Consider the following 16,187-nt stretch of genomic DNA (forward strand, 5'->3'; position numbering starts at 1 on the left):
TCTCAAGATGCTCGCCCTCGCGAACAAACTGAATGCGATGCCAGCCGAGCCAGAAGATCACGCCAATGATCACCATCAGCACCTCGTACCCCTGAAAGGGATAGACCGGTCCCACTTCGGCCAAATCGACAGCCCAGTTCGAGTATCCGTTTGTAGACATGTGCTTTCTCCCTTACTTGGCTGCGGTGGCCAGATGTTCCTTGTCAGCCTTGATGATCGCCGCTTTGGCGTCTTCGTAGGCGTGGTGTTCGGCGTAATCGAGACCCTGAAGCTCGACCTCTTCCGGGATTCGCAGCACGCCTGCGGCGGCCTGCATCTTGGCCAGGATGAAACCGGGCAGGAAACCCAGAACAAAGAACATGATGACCGCACCGGTGATCTGACCGATCGGGTTGATCGCGGCATAGCCTTCATACGGTGAGGACGGAACGCCCCACAGCACAAAGCCCGAGATCACGAGGCCGACAAACCCGGCATAGCCATGTACGGCAACCGCGCCCACTGCGTCGTCGATCTTGAACCGGCGCTCGACCCAATAGTGCAGGCGATACACGATCACGACACCGATTGCGGCAATGATCATGGCCTGAATCGGGTGATACAGGTCGTTGCCCGCCGATGCGGTGATGATACCGGCCAGACCGCCCGAGAAGGTCCAGAACGCGTCACCCTTTGAGATCACATAGGCCGCCATCAGACCGCCAGACAGCGACATCAGGAAGTTGAAGGTGATCGCCGACAGCGTGGTCGGGGCCAGATAGATATTGGTCGCGGTCCAGGTCACGCCAGTGATCTGACCATCGATTGCTTCGGGTGAGATCGCTGGTACGTTGCAGGCGGCATAGAAGCCCCAGAACCCGGTGTAGATCAGGAAAATCCCGATGGTCAGCATCCACGGGTTATGCGGTGGAATATCCCGCGGCGTGCCGTCCTTAGCGAACTTGCCGATCCGCGGCCCCAGCACCATCAGAACACCCAGCGCGTAGCCGCCCGCAATCGCATGGATCACGCCCGAGGCATAGGCATCGTGATAACCCAACAAGCGCACCATCCAGCCGCCATAGTGCCAGCCCCATGCCGCGTCGATGATCCACCAGACCGATCCGATCATCACCGCATGCACCCAAAGGGCCGAAGATCTGATCCGTTCGATCACCGATCCCGACACAATCGAAGCCGCCGTCCACGAGAACAGCAAGAACGCCGCCCAGAACACGCCGGTGATTCTGTCGCTCAGATTGGTGCCCATCGTCTCGGCCCACGGCAGGTTTGCCGCGCCGGATTCACTGTCCAGCCCGCCCCAGAAGGGGAAGTTCGGAAACGCCCAGTAAATCCACCATCCAAAGAAGAAGAAGGTTACCGTCACCAGCGGGATGATCATGATGTTTTTCATCAATGTGTGCATGTGGTTACGGGCACGGCTGGCGCCGACCTCGTACATGCAAAAGCCCACATGGATAAGGAACATGAACACGACCGTCACGAAATAATAGAATTCGGTAAACACCGTCGTTAGTGCATTTAGATTGCCGTCCACTTCGCAGTCTCCCCTGTTGAGTTACGGCAGGTTTACCTTGCAGCTTATTCCTGCCAGTAAATATTGTGCACTCATGGGACAATTTCACTTGCAACCTGTCAATAGATATGTGCGACGGTCATGTTTATTCCGGTTGCGCCCCCTGCCAGCCTAGGGGGTATTTCTGCGTACAAAGGGTTGTGTGCGAAGACTTTCCAGAGGCTGCTATCTCTTGTTTAGAGTTCCACCCCTTTTCCCATCAGGAAAAATTTCTGCACGGAAGTATTGATTTTCATTCTGACATCGGCCTCAATATGCCCAACAAATCGCTATCAACGGGAGATCAGTACCATGGCCATTCTATGGAGGACGTCCGCCCTGGCGCAGCGTCATGCCGAGATCGGCGGCGAGCTTGAGGACTGGAACGGCATGGGAACTGCCTGGTTCTACGACCACAGCCCCGAACGCGCCAAAGCGGATTACGGAGCGATCCGGACCAAGGCGGGTCTGATGGACGTATCGGGCCTGAAAAAGGTGCATGTGGTCGGCGAAGACGCGGCTTATGTCATCGACCGCGTCACCACCCGCAATGTCGAAAAGATCATGCCGGGGCGCTCGACCTATGCCTCGATCCTGAACGATCAGGGCAAGTTCGTTGATGACTGCATCATCTACCGCCTGTCGGTGAACACGTGGCTGGTGGTGCATGGCACCGGCACCGGGATGGAGCAGCTTACATCCGTTGCGGCGGGCAAGAACTGCGCGGTCATTTTTGATGACGACATGCATGACATGTCGTTGCAAGGACCTGTGGCGGTGGAGTTTCTGGCCAACCATGTCCCCGGCATCCGCGATCTGGCCTATTTCGGCATTATGCAGACCAAGCTGTTCGGCTGCCCGGTGATGATCTCGCGCACCGGTTATACCGGCGAACGCGGGTACGAGATTTTCTGTGAGGCCAAGCACGCTGTGCATCTGTGGGACAATATTCTGTCCGAAGGCAAGGATATGGGCATCGTGCCGGTCCAGTTCTCGACGCTCGATCTGCTGCGCACCGAAAGCTATCTGCTGTTCTATCCCGGCGACAATTCGGAAACCTATCCGTTCGATAACGAAACCTGCGGCGATACCCTTTGGGAGCTGGGTCTGGACTTCACCGTCTCGCCCGGAAAAACCGGCTTTATCGGTGCCGAAAACCACTATGCCGCGAAGGGCAAAGAGCGGTTCAAGATCTACGGCGTCAAGCTTGACGGCACGACCCCGGCAGATGAAGGCGCAGATCTGCTGCAAAATGGCGAAAAGGTCGGGGTGGTCACCTACGGCATGTATTCCGAGATAAACGGCCATAACGTGGGCATCGCGCGGATGCCTGTGGCCTGTGCTTCCCCAGGCACCGCGCTAACGGTGCGCAACGGCGATGGGACCGAGATCGCCGCCACCGCCGAAGAGATGCCATTCTACGACAAGGACAAGGCCATCCGCACCGCAAAGGGCTGAAGTTACAAGGGCGCGACGGGCTGACCGTCGCGCCCTTTTCATATCTGAGGGCGTAATGTCAAAGTTCGAATTTCCCAAGTCAATCGCAAGCCGCCCGGTCTGGGGCACGCTAGAGTTTCGCTCAGGTGAACATCATCTCATGATCGCCGAGGCCGAGGGGGCCGAAGCCGTTCTTGATATAGCGACACCCGACCTGATGGCGAAAACCCATATCATCTATATTCCACGTGGCACGGATTATGCCGACAAGTTGCGGGCGCTGACTCCGGCGCAGTTCTACGAAGGTCCATCCTATGGGGCCGCTCTGCCGCGCATTCGTCGCGTGCTGGAAGACGCGCATATGGGGTTACAGGTCTATCTGACCGGCACCGAAGGCATGATGGGTCAGGCCATGAACGAAGCCATGGCCGTTGGTCTTCCGCACACCGCCATTCAGACCGAACATCGCGGATCGACGGCGCGGCGGATGCAATGTGTGCATTGCAAGGGCATCACCGAAGATGTCGAGGTTGATCCCTTTGTCTGTTCCCATTGCGGGTTGAACCTGTTTGTGCGCGATCACTATTCGCGCCGCCATGCCGCCTATCAGGGCGTGCGCGTCGATGCCGAAGATCACGGCAACGTGCCCGAGCCGAAAGGAATCTATGAATGAGCGGCGCCGAGAAAATTCAGGTCAAAGTGACCGAAATCACCCCGCTGAACGAATTGGTGACGCGGTTCCGGTTTGAACGCGTTGACGGGGGCCAATTGCCAACCTTTTCGGGTGGTGCCCATACCGTTGTCGAAATGCAGGATGGTGGTATTACCCGGCTAAACCCGTATTCGTTAATGTCCGATCCGTTCGAACAGTCCTCTTATACCATTTCGGTGCGGCGTGACGATCAGGGCCGGGGCGGGTCCTTGTTCATGCACCGGCAGGTCAAGCTGGGTGATGAAATGACCATCAGTTACCCGGTCAATTTGTTCTCGCTTGATTTGCGCGCCCGCAAACATCTGTTTCTGGCCGGCGGGATCGGCATCACGCCGTTTCTGGCACAGATCAAGCAACTGGACGTTCTGCATGGCCAATGGGAACTGCACTATGCCTGCCGCAATCAGGCGCTGGCCTCTTACGCGGATGAGTTGGCCGAGCGGCATCCGCACGAGACCCACATCTATTACGACGATCAGAAACAGGCGATCGACCTCAAAGGTCTGTTGAATGGTCAGCCGCTGGGCACCCATGTCTATGTCTGTGGTCCCAAAGGCATGATCGACTGGGTTTGCAACACAGCGCAGGCGCAGGGTTGGCCTGCCGATTGCATCCATTACGAAGAATTCCTGGCCCCGCAGCCCGGCAAACCGTTCGAGGTTCATCTGAAAGCCTCGGGTAAAACCGTTTATGTCGGAGAACATGAAAGCCTGTTGGAAGCTATTGAGCGTGAAGGCGTCGATGCGCCGTATCTGTGCCGGGGCGGTGCCTGCGGCCAGTGCGAAACCGTGGTGCTGGATCACGAAGGCAATTTCGTCCACCGCGACCATTGGCTGACCGATGAAGAAAAAGCCGCAGGCAAAAAGATCATGCCCTGCGTATCGCGTTTCGAGGGCAAGTCCCTCGTGCTGGACCGCTGAGAGGAGGCCCGACATGACCATTCAATTCAACGACGAGTCCTTCCGCGATGACTATACCTTCCGAAACTCGGAATGGGCGATCAAACGCTTTCCTTTCCCGTTTCACGAAGACAGCTACATGTACTCGGTCAACATGGAGCAGCATCGCGGCGGACCCGAGGGGTCGGTCTATGAAAAACGCTTTGATGTAGACGAGCACTATGTGTCCGAGATGAAGGACCGCGCCATCGTTCTGGATCAGGACCCGCTGCGCTGTCAGTCCTTGCCGCACATGACGCTGGCGGGCTGGGACCTGCTGGAACTGATCATGGTCAGCAAGTCCGAAGACTATCCCGACCTGTTCGAACTGCACCGCAATGGCAATCAGTGGCGCTGGATCAACAAGCCCTTGGGCATCGACCACAGCTTTACCTTCATGGACGAAACCACCCTGCCTTACGGGCCGATGGAGTACATTACCCGTCAGGCGCAGGGCGACTATGCCGTTCTGGATCAGCGTGACGACATGCTTTGGATGGATGCCGGGATGGTCACGACCCAGGCGGATTGGAGCTTGGATTTCGACATCGGCATGAACTTTTTCGAATGGCACGCCCCGGTGCCTCTGGCGCATGAAATGGGTGTTTTTCAGCGTGCACTGAAATTTCTGCTGAACATCCAGCAAGGTGCCCCGGCCCGTCGGCTGAACTGGACCATGACGGTGAATCCGCTGCTGGATACCAGCCCGGAAAACTACAGCAAATGGGGTATCCAGAAAACCACGCTGACCCCGGAAAACATCGGTCGCAAACAGCATCTGCGGGTCGAGTTGCAGACCTTCTTCCGCCTGCCGCGTTCGAACGCGCTGGTCTTTCCGATCCGCTGCTATCTCTGCGCGTTCGAGGATCTGATGACCGTGCCCAAATGGGGCCGCCGCCTGCATCGCGTCGTCCGCGACCTGCCGGTCGAGCTGGCGACCTATAAGGGGTTCATCAACAATCGCCCGCTGATGCTGGAGTATCTTAGCCAGTTCGATGACGGATTGCCGACCTCGCCCGGTGTCTGGCCGGACTTGGAAACGGAACCGCCCTTAACCAAATAGTCCTGCGCGAAAAGTGGTAAAAGACCACGGCCCATGCGTCGTGGTCTTTGCCTTGTGTCAGTTGTTCTGCGGATAGCTGATGACCGACAGATAACGGGCTGGAAGCGAAACCAGCCGTTCCGGTCCGTGCGGCGCATCCGCGTCAAAGAACAAAGTATCCCCGGGCTTCAGAGGGTACACCTGATCCCCGTGACGGTAATCGACCTCTCCTTCGAGCATGTAGATCGTTTCGATCCCGCCATGCTGGAACGTGGGAAAGATGTCGGATTCAGCAGTCAGAGTGATCAGATAGGGTTCGACGATCACCCCTGACCCGTTGGCGCCGATATGCCCCAGCAGGTTGTACTGATGGTTCGCACGAGTGCCTTCGCGTTCAAGCTCGACCCCTTCACCGGCTTTGGTGTGAACCGCCTCTCGTCGTTCCTCGAACCTGCGAAAAAAGCTGGTGAGCGGGACAGACAGGGCATCGGCCAGCAGTTGCAGCGTGGTCAGTGATGGTGATGTGTTGCCGTTTTCGATCTTGGATAACATCCCGATCGAAAGCCCCGTCATCTGTGCCAGCTCGGCGACTGTTGTGTTCTGTTGTTTGCGAAAGGCACGGACTTCGCGGCCGATGGCAACTTCCAGAACTTTCTCACGATCTCCTGATCGGACCGAGTGTGGGTTCTGAGTCAATTTCGATGCCAGTCCCGCATTCACCTTCTCGACTTTCATGCGTTTTGTGCCTTCTTGTATCCAATCTGGAGTCCGCGGTCGGGTATTGTCTGACACACAAAGGACTTTTATCAAGCCTAGCACCAAAGTCCCCAAATAGTGAACCACTTCCGGCAGAGGCCGGATGCCTCATTTGGCGGAATGCACTTTCAGATACTGAAGGGATCTGCTGCAAAGTTTTGACCATCGACCATAGTGGCGTTAGTGCCTGCGTGGCGAGCGGCAATATTCGGTTGAAGGTTGGATCATGATCTCCTTCAAGGGCGCGCATTCTCCGAGAGAAGTGATTTTGTACGCCGTTTTCTTCTCTCTCCGATACAGCCTGTCATGTCGGGACCTGAGAGAAATCTTGGCGGAACGGGGTGTTGACCTGGATCACGCGTCGCTGAACCGTTGGGAGAGCCGATACGCCGGTCTCGTAGCTAATGATGCTTCGAGGTATAAAAGCGTCCCGCCGACCGTTCATGGTGCATGGATGGGACATATGGGATAGTGAAGGGTGAATGGACCTGTCTTTATCGGGCCATCGATAGACGCGGCAATGCGGACGAACCAGACATTCGACCCAAAACGCCCAATGTTCTGGTTTGGGGCAGCTTACGTTACCCGCATAGGTCCGTTCATTGTCTACGCGCCCCATGGTCACACAATAAGATCGGGCGGCACGTTACGCTATGGTTCGCTGACCTGCTGGAGCGCAAGCCCGCGAACTTCGTCGCAGTGGCGCTGGCCAACAAACAGCACGGATCATCTGGGCCATGCTCACGCGCGAAGAGCCCTACAGGATCAGGACTGTTTGATATCGAAAGGAAAAGAAACCGAGACAGCAAGACCATTGAAGTGATGGCACATGCGTTAGGCATGATTCCAAGATACCCCGTAGGGCAGCATCACATTCAGCGTTTTCTGGCGGCGACACAACGTGCCGTAGTCGGGCACGGCCCAGTCCAGCCAATCATAAAAGGCTCGCTACAAACCCGGTCGTCTGTCTGAGCGGCATACCAAACAACACCTTCAAGGTCAGACACGCCTGGATCGCGGCATCGCTGTAACCCTGCTGACGACCACGCTTGCCACTTGGCGGTGGCTCTCAGGTCATCTTTAGATCAAACCTAATCGACAGCGAACCTCCCTGCTTCAGCGCCGCGGTGTACGAAGGCCAGTTCTCTGTCTGGTAGTTTGTCGGGGGCAAACTGCTCATGCTCGCCAGCTATCACACTGGATTCTCGAGATGAATCCACAGCACCGCATTTGTGCAACAACGCCGCTCTAACCCCGGTTTATCACATATCAAGATTAAAAACTAACAATCCTAAACTTTTATGTTAGCTTTCCTGCAAGCATCTGATTCGATCCTATGGGGGCCTTAGAATGTTGAAACTATCCTACATCCTTCCAGGGGCAGCGGCGGTGGTGCTGTCTGCCGGAGTTGCCTGCGCCGATAACATTGTGCGTATCGCTTCACCTTATAAGGTGACGTCGCTTGACCCGATTTCGGCTGCTGCGGCGGGCAATATCGAAGCCTATGGGCAGCTTTACACGCATCTGCTGCGCCAGAATGCCGATGGCAGTCTTGAACCCGGCCTGGCCGAAAGCTGGACCATTTCAGATGACAAGCTGGTCTATCAGTTCGAACTGCGCGATGCCAAATTCTCGGATGGCAGCACCATCACTGCCGAAGATGTGGCCTTTAGCCTGACCCGCGCAGGTGGAGAGAATTCAGCCTATCCCGCACCGTTCGCCTCGATCAGCGAGGTCAAGGCAGTTGACGAGGATACGGTACAGATCATCCTTACAAAGCCAAGTGCGCCACTGCTGGCCTATACCGCAATCTTCAATGCGGGCATCGTCAGCAAGGACGATGTCGAAGCGCGGGGTGAGGACGCTTTTGACGCCAATGCAGTAACCTCGGGGCCATTCACGGTTCAGGACTGGAAGCCCAATGACCGGCTGACGCTTAAGGCCAACCCGCATTACTGGCGCGAAGGCTATCCCAAGATCGCCGGTGTCGATCTGATCGAGGTCACCGACAACAATGCCCGCTCGACCATGATGCTGGCCGGTGAAATCGACGTCAGCCGCGATGTACCGTGGCCACAGGTTGATGAACTGAATGCGGCGGATAACATCTCTATCCCGCTGGATGAATCGACCGTCATTGTTATCTTGTTGCCAAATCATACCGCGGCGCCGTTTGACAACCTCAACATACGCAAGGCCGCAGCCATGGCGCTGAACCGTGAGGCCGTCGCCAAAGTGGCCACGCAAGGCCGTGCCCAAGTGGCGAATTCAACCCTGCCGAACGCGCTGAGCTACTATGCCGAGGATGTCCAGCCCCCGGCCTACGATCCCGACGGTGCACGTGCCCTGCTTGAGGCCGAAGATGCTGTCGGAACCGAGATCGAGCTGCTGATCGTGCCTGGCCGTCAGGAACTTGCAACGCTCTACAAGGCGCAGTGGGATGCGGTTGGGTTCAACACCATTGTTGAGGTGGTCGATGGCGGCCTGTGGTGGGATCGCGTGCTGGGTGGTGAATATCAGGTTACGGCGACCTGGTGGTACAACGAGACCGAAGACCCCGATCTGGCGGTGCGTTGGGCGCTGTGCGGCACATGTGGAAACAGATCCTACTATACCAACTACAACAACGAGCGGATCAATGAGTTGACCGACGCCGCCCTGCACGAGCAGGACGAGGAAAAGCGCGCCGCCATGTATCACGAAATCCAGCGGATTTCAGTCGATGAACTGGCCCAGATCCCGATCTACTATCCGCCGCATCCAAACGCCTATTCGAGCAGGATCAGTGGCCTGACGCTGACGCCGTCGCTGCAGTGGACATTGGAAGAGACCGAGATTGTCGGCGACTGATGTTCTTGTCCCGGCGCGGGTCTTTCCGCGCCGGGAAAGGCAAGTCCTTTTTCGGAACGGAGCACGATGAGCACGTTGAAATACATCTGCTGGCGGCTGCTTATGGCGCTGCCCGTGCTTTTGGGTGTCAGTGTCGTGACCTTCGTGTTGATGGCCGCCACGCCGGGCGATCCGATCCGGCTTTTGGCCGGGGCGCGGGCCGATGCCGACATGATTGCGCTTGTCCGCGAACGCTACGGGCTCGATGAACCGATCCTGAAGCAGTATTTCATCTACCTGAAGAACCTTGTTCAAGGCGATCTCGGCAATTCGCTGCGGTATCGTCAGCCGGTGGCGGACCTGATAGCACGGCACTATCCGGTGACGCTTTTCCTGGTGATCTATACCGTGGTTCTGACGCTGCCGCCGGTGGTGTTCCTGTCCGTGCTGAGTGCACGCAAGCCCAATGGCGTCGCGGATCAGGTGATCCGGGTCATCGGTGTGCTGGGTCTGGCCGTTCCGGTCTTCTGGCTGGCGCTGCTGTTTGCGCGCTTTTTTGGCGCGCAACTGGGATGGTTCCCTGTCAGCGGATATGGCGAAACCTTTTCGGAACACATGTGGCATCTGTTCCTGCCTGCGCTGTCAACAATGATCTGGGTCGTGCCCATTCTGGTGCGCAATCTGCGGGCTGCCCTGCTGGACGAAATGAACCGTGACTATGTGCAGGCCGGGCTGTCCAAGGGACTGGGCCGGAAGCAGGTCTTTCGAACCCATGTATTCCCGAATTCGGTACTGCCGACGCTGAACCTTTTCGCCGTCATCGTCGCCTATCTTCTGGGTGGCTCGGTCATTGTCGAAACCGTCTATGCGGTGCCCGGCATGGGCAACCTTATGGTCGACAGTATTCTGGCGCGCGACTACTTCGTCGTGCAGGGGGCAACGCTGGTCTTTGCACTGACAACGATGCTGGTCATGCTGGCTGTCGATCTGCTGTCCACCGTCATCGACCCGAGGATCACGGCATGAGGATTTCTCCCATGTTCCTATGTGGTCTGACGCTGGTCGTCCTCTGGGGGATCGTTGCACTGGCCGCCCCGCTGCTGGCCACCAGTGACCCCATCGCCATCAATTTCGAGGCCATTCTTGCCCCACCGAGTTCCGAGCATTGGTTCGGAACGGATAACGTGGGGCGCGACATCTACAGCCGCGTGATCTATGGCACCCGGCTTGCGCTTTACATCGGTCTGCTGGGCGTCATCTCGCCGATGGTGATCGGCATGACCATCGGCCTGCTGGCGGGCTATTTCGGCGGCTGGGTCGAGATGCTGGCCATGCGCCTTTTGGACATCACGGTGCCGTTTCCGTTTTTCGTTCTGGTTCTGGCCATCGTTGCTGTGCTGGGGCCGGGGATCGAGAACTACTTCATCGCGCTGGCGATGGTGGGATGGGTCGGTTATGCGCGGTTGGCGCGGGCCGAAGCCATTGTCCTGCGCAGTCAGGAGTTTGTGCTGGCTGCCCGCACGATGGGGTTCTCTCATGGCTATATCCTGTTGCGTCACGTGCTTCCCAACGCATTGTCGCCAGTCGTGGTCTATATGATGACCGACGTGACGCTGGTGATCCTTTTCGGCGCAGCGCTTGGTTTTCTGGGCATGGGCGTTGCCCCGCCGACACCGGAGTGGGGGATCATGATTGCCGAGGGTCAGATCTATGTCTCAACCGCGTGGTGGATCAGTTTCTTCCCCGGACTGGCGATGATCCTGCTGGGGATCGGCTTTGCGCTGATTGGTGATGGTCTGGCCCGTATGCTGAGGATCGAAAGATGACGGCGCTTCTCTCAGTCCGCGACCTGACGGTGAAGTTCGGTGCGCTGACCGCGGTCAGCAACGTCTCGTTTGATCTGGAACGTGGCGGCGCGCTTGGGATTGTCGGCGAAAGTGGTTCCGGCAAGTCGGTGACCTGCCGTGCGCTTGTGCGCCTGTTGCCCGATACCGCCCGCATCAGCGGGAGCGTGCGGTTTGACGGCCAGTCCATCCTTGATGCTTCTGAGTCAGAACTGGACGGGCTGCGCGGCAAGCACATCGCCATGGTGTTTCAAAGCCCGGCCTCGCATCTCGATCCGCTGATGCGGGTGGGTGATCAGGTGGCAGAGTCCCTGCGCAAGCATACCGACCTCAGCGGCACGAAAATCCGACAAGAGGTGCTGCGACTTCTGGAACTGGTGCGTATCCCCAACCCCGAAAACTGGCTGCACGCCTATCCGCATCAGCTCTCGGGTGGGATGAAACAGCGCGTGATGATCGCCGGAGCACTGGCTTGTCAGGCCGACATCCTGCTGGCCGATGAACCGACCACGGCGCTGGATGCCACGGTTCAGAAACGCATCCTGGACCTGCTGAACGAATTGCGCCGCGACCACGGTCTGTCGATCATCTTCGTCAGCCACGATCTGGGGGCGGTTTCGGCGGTCTGCGACGATCTCATTGTCATGCGCCGCTCGGAACTGGTCGAGGCAGGCCCGGTTGCCGATGTAATCGGCAACCCGCAGCATGACTATACCCGAATGCTGATCGCCTCGCACCCGGATCGACAGGCCATAACCACCGCCCGGCGCGGGACCTCTGGCACGCCACTGATCGAGGCCCGCAACCTGCATGTCCGGTTCGGCAACAGAACGCTGAGCGATCTTTTCACCGGTGGCGACAGCCGCTTTACTGCAGTGCGCGACGGCAACCTCGTCGTCCGCCCCGGCGAGGCGCTTGGCATTGTCGGTGAAAGCGGTTCGGGCAAATCGACGATTGCCCGTGCGCTGGTGGGGCTTGTTCAACCGGTCGCCGGCAAGATCGGCTTTGACGGCAATGCGGCCCAGATCACCGGGGCGCGGCGCGTCGGTTATCTGCGGGATGTTCAGTTGATCTACCAGCATCCTTACGAGGCGCTGAACCCACGCATGACTATTTACAACGCCATTGCCGAACCGCTTCGTCGGCACCGGCTGTGTGCACCTTCAGACGTGCCTGATCAGGTGGCCGATCTGATGGCCCAGGTGGACCTGTGGCCCGAGCTTGCCTCGAAAATCCCGGGGCAGCTTTCGGGTGGGCAATGCCAGCGTGTCGCGATTGCCCGAGCATTGGCAATGAATCCCCGCGTGCTGATTGCCGATGAAATCACCTCGGCCCTAGATGTCACGCTGCAGGCCCAGATCCTTGATCTTCTGCTTCGCCTGCAGAAAGAACGCGGGCTTACGATGATCTTTATCAGCCACGATCTGGCGGTGATCCGCAAACTCTGCCATTCCGTCATCGTCATGCGCAGGGGAGAGATCGTGGAAACCGGCCCGACAGAACAGGTCTTTGACACGCCCGAGACCGACTATACCCGCGACCTGATCGCGGCGATCCCCCATCTTCCAGAAGCTGTACCGATGAGGTCCCGATGAGCAAACATGACCCAGACCGCAGCGCCCGTGAGCGGCTTGCCAGTTGCAGCAACCTGTCGGGGGCCGAAAGCGCCATCGCCCTGTGGTGTCAGGACAACATCGCCGATCTGCCATTTGTCAGCGCCGCCCGAGTTGCCGAAGGTGCCGGTGTCAGCGAAATGACCGTTGTGCGCTTTGTCCGTCGTCTGGGGTACGAGAACTTCAAGGCGCTCAAACACAGCCTTGCGATGGAACTGCGTGCGGAACAAAGCGTTCCCGCATCTGACACAACGCATCGCTTTGCCATCCCCGAAGGCACGACAACCGAGCTGGCCCAGCAAATGAAGCTTGAGATCGACGCGGTGATGAGCGTCTATGAACTGGCCCAAACCCAGGTCTGGGTGAACGCGATTGACACAGTCTGTCAGGCAGAACATGTCAATGTCACCGGGTTTCAGGCCTCCAAGGGGCTGGCGCTGGATTTCGCCACCCGTCTGAAATACGCCCGCCCCGGTGTGCGGTTTGCCGAAGGGATCAGCGGCAACTGGTCCGAGGTCTTTGCCGAAGACCCTGAACGCTCTTGCCTGGTTCTGGTCGATACCGCCGCCTATGCCCAGACCAGCTTTCGCATTGCCGAGTTGTGCCTGCGCCGCAATGTGCCGCTGATCATGGTCACCGACAAATTCAGCCGCTGGCCCAGAAAATACACACCGCATGTTCTTTCGGTCGCCACCAACATCGGAACCTATTGGGACAGTACCTCGGGTCTTTCTGCGCTGCTCGGGTTGTTCCTGAACGGCGTGACCGCACATATCGGCCAGCCCGCGCTTGACCGGAAACAGGGCATGGACGAGCTGGGCGCGCATTTCAACGCCTATTCCTATGAGCCCGATCTTCAATCCCGCCCCGTCAGAAACAAGAAGGACAGCAAAAATGACTGACCCGAAGCCCCGCGCGCGCGATCTTGGACTGCCATTTCCCGGAACCCCCGGGCCGCTGAATGCCATCACCGATGTCGCTGGCGTCCATGTCGGGTTCACGACCCTGACGGACCCGTCGAAAAACATGCGCACCGGGGTCACGGCCATCATCCCCCGCGGTGGCCAGACCCAGCCGCAACCGGTCTGGGCCGGGCAATATGACCTGAACGGCAATGGCGAAATGACCGGGACGCATTGGATCAATGATGCGGGCTATTTCTTTGGGCCGGTCTGCATCACCAACACCCATGGCGTCGGCATGGTCCATCACGCCGCCACCCGCTGGATGATCGACACCTATGCTGACTATTTTCGCGATGAACATGCCTGGGCCATGCCGGTTGTCGCCGAAACCTATGACGGGGTGATGAACGATATCAACGCGCAATTCGTCACCGCCCAGCACGCCCTTGACGCGCTGAACGCGGCCGCGCCCGGCCCGGTTGCCGAGGGCTGTGTCGGTGGCGGCAATGGCATGATGTGTTACGAGTTCAAGGGTGGGACGGGAACCTCCTCGCGCATCTTGGAAATTGACGGAACGCAATACACCATCGCCGCTCTGGTGCAGGCCAATCACGGCATTCGCCCCTGGTTGAACATTCTGGGCAAGCCGGTGGGGCAGATGTTGACCGAAAACCGGTTGATCGACCGCGAAACCGGCTCAATCATCGTGATCCTGGGCACCGATGCGCCGCTGTCTCAGCTTTCGCTGCGCCATGTCGCCAAGCGGGCTGCGATCGGGATCGGTCGGGGCGGCAGCCCGGGTGGTTCCAATTCCGGCGACATATTTCTGGCGTTCTCGGTCGCCAATCCGGGCCCTATGCCGCAGATGGACGGAGCGATCGCAACGCGGCCGAAACTGAACGGCGAATGGATGGACCCGCTTTACCTTGCAGCAGTGGAAAGCGTCGAGGAAGCCGTCGTGAATGCCATGGTCGCGGCCGAGGACGCGCCGACATTCAAACCCGCCGGACGGATCTGCTCCGGAATCGACCGGAATCGGCTGCGCGCGATCTTCAGCTGACGCGTCCGGCCAGATACGTTGCCTTACCGAGAAGGGACCCCATGACCAAGCACATCTCTCAACCCATCCGCGCACGCGACCTTGGCCTGCCCTTTCCGGGAACACCCGGCCCCTTCAATGCGATCACCGACATTGCGGGCGTTGAAGTCGGCTATACCACACTGATCGAAGGTTCCGGAGATCTCGTCGTCGGGCAGGGCCCTGTGCGCACCGGCGTTACTGCCATTCTGCCTCGGGGCAAGACCACCGCATTGCAACCGGTCTGGAGCGGCATTTACACGCTGAACGGTGCCGGAGAGATGACCTGTTCGCACTGGATCGACGATTACGGCTATTTCTTCGGGCCCGTTTGCCTGACCAACACCCATAGCCTTGGCATCACCCATCAGGCCACCGCGCGCTGGATGCGCGGGCATTACGACAATTCCACCCTTGGCGGCTACAACTGGGCGCTGCCCTTTGTGGCCGAGACATTTGACGGCTTCCTGAACGATATCGACGGCTTTCACATTACCGAAGACCATGTGTTCAACGCGATCAACACCGCCCGCAGCGGCCCGGTCGCCGAAGGCAACGTGGGCGGTGGGACCGGCATGATCACCTATGAATTCAAAGGCGGTACCGGCACGGCCTCGCGCATCGTGACGGTGGGCGGCAAGCAATATACGGTTGGTGTTCTGGTACAGTCCAATTTCGGATTCCGGCCTCAGCTGAACATTCTGGGGCAGCCCCTTGGCCAGACCCACCTGAAAGAAACGGGCACGCTGCGCCACGAACCGGTCGAGTTCGGCGATCCCGGGACCGGTTCCATCATCACGATCATCGGCACTGACGCCCCGATGTTGCCTGGCTATCTGCAACGGCTGGCCCGTCGCAAGGCGATTGGCATCGGCCGAACCGGCACGCCGGGCAGCGATTTCTCGGGGGATATCTGCATGGCCTTTTCCACCGCCAATTCAAAAATCCCCTCAATCGACGGTGAGGTTGAATCGCTGGATTTCCTGCCTAGCACCTCACTTGATCCGATATACAACGGCGCTGTCGAATGCATCGAAGAGGCCATCGTGAACGCGATGGTGGCTGGAGAAACCATGATCGGGCGTGACAACAACAGGATCGACGCGATTGATCATGACATCCTGCGCAGGGCATTTGGCGACTCCGCTTAGAAACTGAACCTGTCAAGCGGATGGTGAGAACCGGTTTCACAGCCGCCGGAAACTTGGGTTTTTGAACAGCGGTCTGAAGTGGCCCTGGAAAACTGGACAGTCAGCTAAGGCGTAGGCGAGGTTCAAATGTACCTCTTGGCAGAGGTGAACGGATCGCCACGCAAGATCGTCATCGACAAAAGCGGGGCCAACACTGCTGGCATAGGACTGGTCAACATGATCCGCAAAGGTCAATTCACACCCGGACTCCGTCCCTTTCAGCAGTTCGCCCAACTGAACCACTACCGACTGGCGTCGGTAGGATCGGCGATATGATTTTCGAGGTAT

13 protein-coding genes and 3 pseudogenes are annotated in these 16,187 nt (G+C 58.3%); 13 read left to right on the forward strand and 3 right to left on the reverse strand.

Annotation, left to right across the window (positions count from 1 at the left end):
• Positions 1-172: 172 nt before the first annotated feature.
• Positions 173-1,537 carry an ammonium transporter gene (locus MPJ51_RS19300; RefSeq protein ID WP_298390244.1) on the reverse strand — a complete coding sequence of 455 codons (1,365 nt, stop codon included), beginning with the start codon at positions 1,535-1,537 and terminating at the stop codon, positions 173-175.
• A gap of 330 nt (positions 1,538-1,867) precedes the next feature.
• Here MPJ51_RS19300 and MPJ51_RS19305 point away from each other — a divergent pair, with 330 nt between their 5' ends.
• The 4 genes from MPJ51_RS19305 to MPJ51_RS19320 are packed head-to-tail and all read left to right on the forward strand — an operon-like array spanning position 1,868 to position 5,705.
• Entirely contained in the window at positions 1,868-3,013 is a 1,146-nt protein-coding gene (locus tag MPJ51_RS19305) for an aminomethyltransferase family protein (RefSeq protein ID WP_298390246.1), read from the forward strand.
• Positions 3,014-3,068: 55 nt separating this feature from the next.
• Complete coding sequence (locus MPJ51_RS19310; protein ID WP_298390249.1) at positions 3,069-3,665, forward strand: dimethylamine monooxygenase subunit DmmA family protein; 597 nt, start codon at positions 3,069-3,071, stop codon at positions 3,663-3,665.
• Positions 3,662-4,624: a PDR/VanB family oxidoreductase gene (locus MPJ51_RS19315; RefSeq protein WP_298390252.1), complete on the forward strand. Its 963-nt coding sequence runs from the start codon at positions 3,662-3,664 to the stop codon at positions 4,622-4,624. Before MPJ51_RS19310 ends, MPJ51_RS19315 begins: the two co-directional genes overlap by 4 nt.
• Before the next feature lie 13 nt (positions 4,625-4,637).
• A complete protein-coding gene (locus MPJ51_RS19320; RefSeq protein WP_298390255.1) occupies positions 4,638-5,705 on the forward strand; it encodes a DUF3445 domain-containing protein in 1,068 nt (355 codons plus the stop codon).
• A gap of 57 nt (positions 5,706-5,762) precedes the next feature.
• Here MPJ51_RS19320 and MPJ51_RS19325 read toward each other — a convergent pair whose 3' ends face one another.
• Positions 5,763-6,419, reverse strand: coding sequence for an XRE family transcriptional regulator (locus MPJ51_RS19325; protein WP_298390258.1), 657 nt, complete (start codon positions 6,417-6,419; stop codon positions 5,763-5,765).
• Positions 6,420-6,663: 244 nt separating this feature from the next.
• On the opposite strand from MPJ51_RS19325, the pseudogene MPJ51_RS19330 reads away from it, so the two are divergent.
• A pseudogene (locus MPJ51_RS19330) lies at positions 6,664-6,959 on the forward strand (IS6 family transposase); the annotation flags it as partial.
• 339 nt (positions 6,960-7,298) lie between these two features.
• On the opposite strand, the pseudogene MPJ51_RS19335 reads toward MPJ51_RS19330, so the two are convergent.
• Positions 7,299-7,620, reverse strand: a pseudogene (locus tag MPJ51_RS19335) (transposase); the annotation flags it as partial.
• Positions 7,621-7,790: 170 nt separating this feature from the next.
• Here MPJ51_RS19335 and MPJ51_RS19340 point away from each other — a divergent pair.
• The 8 genes and pseudogenes from MPJ51_RS19340 to MPJ51_RS19375 all read left to right on the forward strand — a co-directional run.
• Entirely contained in the window at positions 7,791-9,290 is a 1,500-nt protein-coding gene (locus MPJ51_RS19340) for an ABC transporter substrate-binding protein (protein ID WP_298390261.1), read from the forward strand.
• A gap of 66 nt (positions 9,291-9,356) precedes the next feature.
• On the forward strand, positions 9,357-10,295 hold the full coding sequence (locus MPJ51_RS19345; RefSeq protein ID WP_298390265.1) for an ABC transporter permease: 939 nt from the start codon (positions 9,357-9,359) through the stop codon (positions 10,293-10,295).
• Complete coding sequence (locus MPJ51_RS19350; RefSeq protein ID WP_298390268.1) at positions 10,292-11,095, forward strand: ABC transporter permease; 804 nt, start codon at positions 10,292-10,294, stop codon at positions 11,093-11,095. Before MPJ51_RS19345 ends, MPJ51_RS19350 begins: the two co-directional genes overlap by 4 nt.
• Positions 11,092-12,708, forward strand: coding sequence for an ABC transporter ATP-binding protein (locus MPJ51_RS19355; protein WP_298390271.1), 1,617 nt, complete (start codon positions 11,092-11,094; stop codon positions 12,706-12,708). The genes MPJ51_RS19350 and MPJ51_RS19355 overlap by 4 nt, the downstream gene beginning before the upstream one ends.
• Complete coding sequence (locus MPJ51_RS19360) at positions 12,705-13,628, forward strand: MurR/RpiR family transcriptional regulator (protein ID WP_298390274.1); 924 nt, start codon at positions 12,705-12,707, stop codon at positions 13,626-13,628. Before MPJ51_RS19355 ends, MPJ51_RS19360 begins: the two co-directional genes overlap by 4 nt.
• The gene (locus MPJ51_RS19365; protein WP_298390277.1) at positions 13,621-14,691 is read left to right on the forward strand and encodes a P1 family peptidase; all 1,071 of its coding nucleotides are present in this window, start codon (positions 13,621-13,623) and stop codon (positions 14,689-14,691) included. Before MPJ51_RS19360 ends, MPJ51_RS19365 begins: the two co-directional genes overlap by 8 nt.
• Positions 14,692-14,732: 41 nt before the next feature.
• Positions 14,733-15,860 carry a P1 family peptidase gene (locus MPJ51_RS19370; protein WP_298390279.1) on the forward strand — a complete coding sequence of 376 codons (1,128 nt, stop codon included), beginning with the start codon at positions 14,733-14,735 and terminating at the stop codon, positions 15,858-15,860.
• Between the two features lie 120 nt (positions 15,861-15,980).
• Positions 15,981-16,175, forward strand: a pseudogene (locus tag MPJ51_RS19375) (hypothetical protein); the annotation flags it as partial.
• Between the last annotated feature and the right edge of the window lie 12 nt (positions 16,176-16,187).

This window comes from Ruegeria sp., from assembly GCF_028066395.1.
Classification (GTDB): domain Bacteria; phylum Pseudomonadota; class Alphaproteobacteria; order Rhodobacterales; family Rhodobacteraceae; genus Ruegeria.

Bases quoted from the DNA above. Each gene is read 5' to 3' on its own strand.
- MPJ51_RS19360 (WP_298390274.1), top strand. From the start codon at position 12,705: ATGAGCAAACATGACCCAGACCGCAGCGCCCGTGAGCGGCTTGCCAGT.
- MPJ51_RS19365 (WP_298390277.1), top strand. From the start codon at position 13,621: ATGACTGACCCGAAGCCCCGCGCGCGCGATCTTGGACTGCCATTTCCC.
- MPJ51_RS19350 (WP_298390268.1), top strand. From the start codon at position 10,292: ATGAGGATTTCTCCCATGTTCCTATGTGGTCTGACGCTGGTCGTCCTC.
- MPJ51_RS19355 (WP_298390271.1), top strand. From the start codon at position 11,092: ATGACGGCGCTTCTCTCAGTCCGCGACCTGACGGTGAAGTTCGGTGCG.
- MPJ51_RS19325 (WP_298390258.1), bottom strand. From the start codon at position 6,419: ATGAAAGTCGAGAAGGTGAATGCGGGACTGGCATCGAAATTGACTCAG.
- MPJ51_RS19370 (WP_298390279.1), top strand. From the start codon at position 14,733: ATGACCAAGCACATCTCTCAACCCATCCGCGCACGCGACCTTGGCCTG.
- MPJ51_RS19320 (WP_298390255.1), top strand. From the start codon at position 4,638: ATGACCATTCAATTCAACGACGAGTCCTTCCGCGATGACTATACCTTC.
- MPJ51_RS19315 (WP_298390252.1), top strand. From the start codon at position 3,662: ATGAGCGGCGCCGAGAAAATTCAGGTCAAAGTGACCGAAATCACCCCG.
- MPJ51_RS19310 (WP_298390249.1), top strand. From the start codon at position 3,069: ATGTCAAAGTTCGAATTTCCCAAGTCAATCGCAAGCCGCCCGGTCTGG.
- MPJ51_RS19345 (WP_298390265.1), top strand. From the start codon at position 9,357: ATGAGCACGTTGAAATACATCTGCTGGCGGCTGCTTATGGCGCTGCCC.
- MPJ51_RS19305 (WP_298390246.1), top strand. From the start codon at position 1,868: ATGGCCATTCTATGGAGGACGTCCGCCCTGGCGCAGCGTCATGCCGAG.
- MPJ51_RS19340 (WP_298390261.1), top strand. From the start codon at position 7,791: ATGTTGAAACTATCCTACATCCTTCCAGGGGCAGCGGCGGTGGTGCTG.